Origin of the sequence: Aquimarina macrocephali JAMB N27 (assembly GCF_000520995.1) — a bacterium.
In the GTDB taxonomy this organism is placed as follows: domain Bacteria; phylum Bacteroidota; class Bacteroidia; order Flavobacteriales; family Flavobacteriaceae; genus Aquimarina; species Aquimarina macrocephali.
In genome coordinates, this window is record NZ_JACA01000084.1 from 1 (window position 1) to 5775 (window position 5775).

The 5775-nt window shown below is 44.4% G+C and carries 2 tRNA genes and 2 rRNA genes; all 4 read right to left on the bottom strand.

The annotated features are described in order from the left end of the window. Window positions 1-115: 115 nt before the first annotated feature. The 4 genes from Z054_RS0127030 to Z054_RS29505 all read right to left on the bottom strand — a co-directional run bounded on the left by Z054_RS0127030 (window position 116) and on the right by Z054_RS29505 (window position 5218). Window positions 116-2935: ribosomal RNA gene (locus tag Z054_RS0127030) — 23S ribosomal RNA — on the bottom strand. 230 nt (window positions 2936-3165) lie between these two features. Further along, a tRNA-Ala gene (locus Z054_RS0127035) sits at window positions 3166-3239 on the bottom strand. Between the two features lie 198 nt (window positions 3240-3437). Then, window positions 3438-3511: transfer RNA gene (locus tag Z054_RS0127040), tRNA-Ile, on the bottom strand. 185 nt (window positions 3512-3696) lie between these two features. Continuing rightward, window positions 3697-5218, bottom strand: a 16S ribosomal RNA gene (locus Z054_RS29505). Together the 16S and 23S rRNA genes with 2 tRNA genes alongside form the textbook arrangement of a ribosomal RNA operon. Window positions 5219-5775 lie beyond the last annotated feature (557 nt).

Genomic DNA, 5775 nt, shown 5'->3' on the forward strand with positions numbered 1-5775 from the left:
ATTCCCGTCTTCACGGGAATAAATATCTTAACATATTGATTTAATATACGATAAAAGAACACTAAAATTAGCTTGCAAAGCAATTCTCCACTCCGATAGTTGCCTACCGGAGTGTGCGCATAAGCCTATGGGTTATTAGTACTACTCGGCTATGACATTACTGCCTTTACACCTATAGCCTATCAACGTGGTAGTCTCCCACGACCCTTTAAAGAAATCTCATCTTGTGGTGGGTTTCGCGCTTATATGCTTTCAGCGCTTATCCCTTCCGAACGTAGCTACTCTGCAATGCTCCTGGCGGAACAACAGATACACCAGCGGTTCGTCCAACTCGGTCCTCTCGTACTAAAGTCAGATCCACTCAAATTTCTAACGCCCACTGTAGATAGAGACCGAACTGTCTCACGACGTTCTGAACCCAGCTCGCGTGCCACTTTAATGGGCGAACAGCCCAACCCTTGGGACCTTCTCCAGCCCCAGGATGTGACGAGCCGACATCGAGGTGCCAAACCCCCCCGTCGATGTGAGCTCTTGGGGGAGATCAGCCTGTTATCCCCGGAGTACCTTTTATCCTTTGAGCGATGGCCCTTCCATACGGAACCACCGGATCACTATGCTCTACTTTCGTACCTGATCGAGCTGTATCTCTCTCAGTCAAGCTTGCTTATGCCATTGCACTCTACGCACGATTACCAACCGTACTGAGCAAACCTTTAGAAGCCTCCGTTACTCTTTTGGAGGCGACCACCCCAGTCAAACTACCCACCAAGCACTGTCCATCTCACGATGTTAGGCTTCGAATAAGCAAAGGGTGGTATTTCAACAATGACTCACACACGCCTGGCGACGCATGATCAAAGTCTCCCACCTATCCTACACATTACTTATCCAAAGTCAATACTAAGCTATAGTAAAGGTTCACGGGGTCTTTTCGTCCCACAGCGGGTAACCGGCATCTTCACCGATACTACAATTTCACCGAGCTCATGGCTGAGACAGTGTCCAGATCGTTGCACCATTCGTGCAGGTCGGAACTTACCCGACAAGGAATTTCGCTACCTTAGGACCGTTATAGTTACGGCCGCCGTTTACCGGGGCTTCAATTCAATGCTTCTCCGAAGATAACATCTCCTCTTAACCTTCCGGCACCGGGCAGGTGTCAGGCCATATACATCATATTTCTATTTAGCATAGCCCTGTGTTTTTGATAAACAGTCGCCTGGACCTTTTAACTGCGGCCCATCCGAAGATGGGCGACCCTTCTCCCGAAGTTACGGGTCGATTTTGCCTAGTTCCTTAGCCATGAATCTCTCGAGCACCTTAGAATTCTCATCCCAACTACCTGTGTCGGTTTACGGTACGGGCTGCTTCACTTGTTTTTCTTGGAAGTCGATTCGCTAGATTATCACCTCGACCGTAGTCTTAGTGTACTATCGGGACATTACTGTTCCCTTCAACGCACATTTCCGTCAGTGCGCACTAACTATTCGCCTCCGTCACTTTTAACGTGAGCAGGTACAGGAATATTAACCTGTTGTCCATCCACTACCCCTTTCGGGTTCGCGTTAGGTCCCGACTAACCCTCAGCTGATTAGCATAGCTGAGGAAACCTTAGTCTTTCGGTGTGCGGGTTTCTCGCCCGCATTATCGTTACTTATGCCTACATTTTCTTTTGTAGATGCTCCAGCATACCTCACAGTACACCTTCAACGCCACTACAATGCTCCCCTACCGATATTTCTATCCCATAGCTTCGGTAATATGCTTATGCCCGATTATTATCCATGCCGAACCGCTCGACTAGTGAGCTGTTACGCACTCTTTAAATGAATGGCTGCTTCCAAGCCAACATCCTAGCTGTCTAAGCAGTTCAACCGCGTTTTTTCAACTTAGCATATATTTTGGGACCTTAGCTGATGGTCTGGGTTCTTTCCCTCTCGGACATGGACCTTAGCACCCATGCCCTCACTGCTGGTAAACATTTTATAGCATTCGGAGTTTGTCAGGAATTGGTAGGCGGTGAAGCCCCCGCATCCAATCAGTAGCTCTACCTCTATAAAACTATACCAACGCTGCACCTAAATGCATTTCGGGGAGTACGAGCTATTTCCGAGTTTGATTGGCCTTTCACCCCTACCCTCAGGTCATCCCAAGACTTTTCAACGTCAACGGGTTCGGTCCTCCACTTTGGATTAACAAAGCTTCAACCTGCCCAAGGGTAGATCACACGGTTTCGCGTCTACTACTACTAACTCTGTCGCCCTATTCAGACTCGCTTTCGCTTCGGATCCGATGCTGAACATCTTAACCTTGCTAGTAAAAGTAACTCGTAGGCTCATTATGCAAAAGGCACGCCGTCACACATAAATGCGCTCCGACCGCTTGTAAGCGTATGGTTTCAGGATCTTTTTCACTCCCTTATTCAGGGTTCTTTTCACCTTTCCCTCACGGTACTGGTTCACTATCGGTCTCTCAGGAGTATTTAGCCTTAACGGATGGTCCCGCTTGATTCATACAGGATTACACGTGTCCCGCACTACTCAGGATACTACTAAATTAATGATCTTTACTTGTACCAGGCTATCACTGTCTATGGCTCCTCTTTCCAAAGGATTCTAATTCATCACATCTCTTATATCGTAGTCCTACAACCCCACAACTGCCGTAACAATTATGGTTTGGGCTAATCCGCGTTCGCTCGCCGCTACTTACGGAATCACTTTTGTTTTCTTCTCCTCCGGGTACTTAGATGTTTCAGTTCTCCGGGTTCGCCTCCATTGCTGGATACTATATCTTCAATATAGTGGGTTGCCCCATTCGGATATCTACGGATCAATCAGTATGTGCCTGTCCCCGTAGCTTTTCGCAGCTTATCACGTCCTTCTTCGCCTCTGAGAGCCTAGGCATTCCCCATACGCCCTTAATTAGCTTATGCGTCTTGCTTTAACTTGCTCTTTTAGTTTTTGTCGATACTAATAAAGTAACTAAATTAGTATCAACCTCTTTTATGTTCATTAATTGTAAACAATTAATGCTCGTATTTTTAAATCAATATGTCAATGAACGTTTTTCTTATCAAAAATATAAAACTAATGAGTATAAAGACTTTTTCATATCATGAATCCTGTGCTTTATAAACTATCAATCCTTATATCTAAAGAATCGTGGAGAATATCGGAGTCGAACCGATGACCTCCTGCGTGCAAGGCAGGCGCTCTAGCCAGCTGAGCTAATCCCCCATTATTTGAAATTCAGAATGTCGAATTTAGAATTACGAATAATGTGACTTAAACTCTATCTTCTAGAATTTCCTTTTCAATATTTTGTATGAACTTATTTTAACCTCTAATCTGTAATATACAAATCAAAAATCGTAGTCTAAGGCAGACTCCCTTCGATAAACTCAGGATAAACTTCTTGTCTGTCTTTCAACTTCGTAGTCTCAGGCAGACTCGAACTGCCGACCTCTACATTATCAGTGTAGCGCTCTAACCAGCTGAGCTATGAGACTGTTTGTTAGTAGTGAGTAGTTAGTAATGAGTAGTTAGATCAAAATCTAAAACAATCTTACTTAATACTTAATACACAGTGTACTCAATACTAAAAAAATTATTAATTAACAGCATAAAGACTAAAAGCAACCAAGATACATTCCATCGTATCATTTCTGGTTTCCTTATAAAAGGAAATCTCTAGAAAGGAGGTGTTCCAGCCGCACCTTCCGGTACGGCTACCTTGTTACGACTTAGCCCCAGTTACCAGTTTTACCCTAGGCCGCTCCTTACGGTGACGGACTTCAGGTACTCCCAGCTTCCATGGCTTGACGGGCGGTGTGTACAAGGCCCGGGAACGTATTCACCGGATCATGGCTGATATCCGATTACTAGCGATTCCAGCTTCACGGAGTCGAGTTGCAGACTCCGATCCGAACTGTGATAGGCTTTATAGATTCGCTCCTGGTCACCCAGTGGCTGCTCTCTGTACCTACCATTGTAGCACGTGTGTGGCCCAGGACGTAAGGGCCGTGATGATTTGACGTCATCCCCACCTTCCTCGCGGTTTGCACCGGCAGTCTTGCTAGAGTTCCCGACATGACTCGCTGGCAACTAACAACAGGGGTTGCGCTCGTTATAGGACTTAACCTGACACCTCACGGCACGAGCTGACGACAACCATGCAGCACCTTGTAAATTGCCCGAAGGAAAGTCTATCTCTAAACCTGTCAATCTACATTTAAGCCCTGGTAAGGTTCCTCGCGTATCATCGAATTAAACCACATGCTCCACCGCTTGTGCGGGCCCCCGTCAATTCCTTTGAGTTTCATTCTTGCGAACGTACTCCCCAGGTGGGTTACTTATCACTTTCGCTTAGCCACTCAGACCGAAGTCCGAACAGCTAGTAACCATCGTTTACGGCGTGGACTACCAGGGTATCTAATCCTGTTCGCTACCCACGCTTTCGTCCCTTAGCGTCAATTAATTGTTAGTGATCTGCCTTCGCAATCGGTATTCTGTGTAATATCTATGCATTTCACCGCTACACTACACATTCTAACCACTTCACAATAATTCAAGACTTGCAGTATCAATGGCAATTTTCCGGTTGAGCCGAAAACTTTCACCACTGACTTACAAACCCGCCTACGGACCCTTTAAACCCAATGATTCCGGATAACGCTTGGATCCTCCGTATTACCGCGGCTGCTGGCACGGAGTTAGCCGATCCTTATTCGTAGAGTACCGTCAGAATATTACACGTAATATTGTTTCTTCCTCTATAAAAGTAGTTTACAACCCATAGGGCAGTCTTCCTACACGCGGCATGGCTGGATCAGAGTTGCCTCCATTGTCCAATATTCCTCACTGCTGCCTCCCGTAGGAGTCTGGTCCGTGTCTCAGTACCAGTGTGGGGGATCTCCCTCTCAGGACCCCTATCTATCGTAGCCTTGGTATGCCGTTACCATACCAACTAGCTAATAGAACGCATAGTCATCTTATAGCAATAAATCTTTAATCATAAAACAATGCTGCTTTTTGATACTATAAGGTATTAATCCAAATTTCTCTGGGCTATCCCTTACTACAAGGTAGATTCTATACGCGTTACGCACCCGTGCGCCGGTCGTCAGCGAGTGCAAGCACTCCTGTTACCCCTCGACTTGCATGTGTTAAGCCTGCCGCTAGCGTTCATCCTGAGCCAGGATCAAACTCTTCATCGTTTGTCTTTAAATATTATTCAAAACAATACAACGGAATTATAATCGTATCTCAATATGTTTCTAGTCTTTATTCTCTGTATAAACTATCTCTAGTTATATACGCGCTGTCAATCAATATGTCTATGAACTTTCTTAATCAATAAAGCGATCTTCATCGCTATTAATTATAGCTTGTAAATAAGGAATCGAACCCCATAAATGCTAACTAAAACACCCTAAACCATTACTACTATTTTTATGAACTATACTTTGTTTCTCTAAGCGGGTGCAAATATACAACCCTTTTTATTTCTACAAAGCTTTTTCTGATTTATTTTTTAAAAAAAATTCTAAGAAAAAAACTAAACCAAATCTCAATGAACTAACAAAACTTAATCCCGTTTTGCAGGGCGCAAACATACAACCCTTTTTTATTCTGACAAGACCTTTTTAATAAAGTTTTTAAAACTTTCTCTTAACCCTAAAATCAAAAAAATAACCCTCAATGAACTAACAAAACAATATCCCGTTTTGCGGGGGCAAATATAAAAACCTTTTCTTTCCTAACAACATCTTTT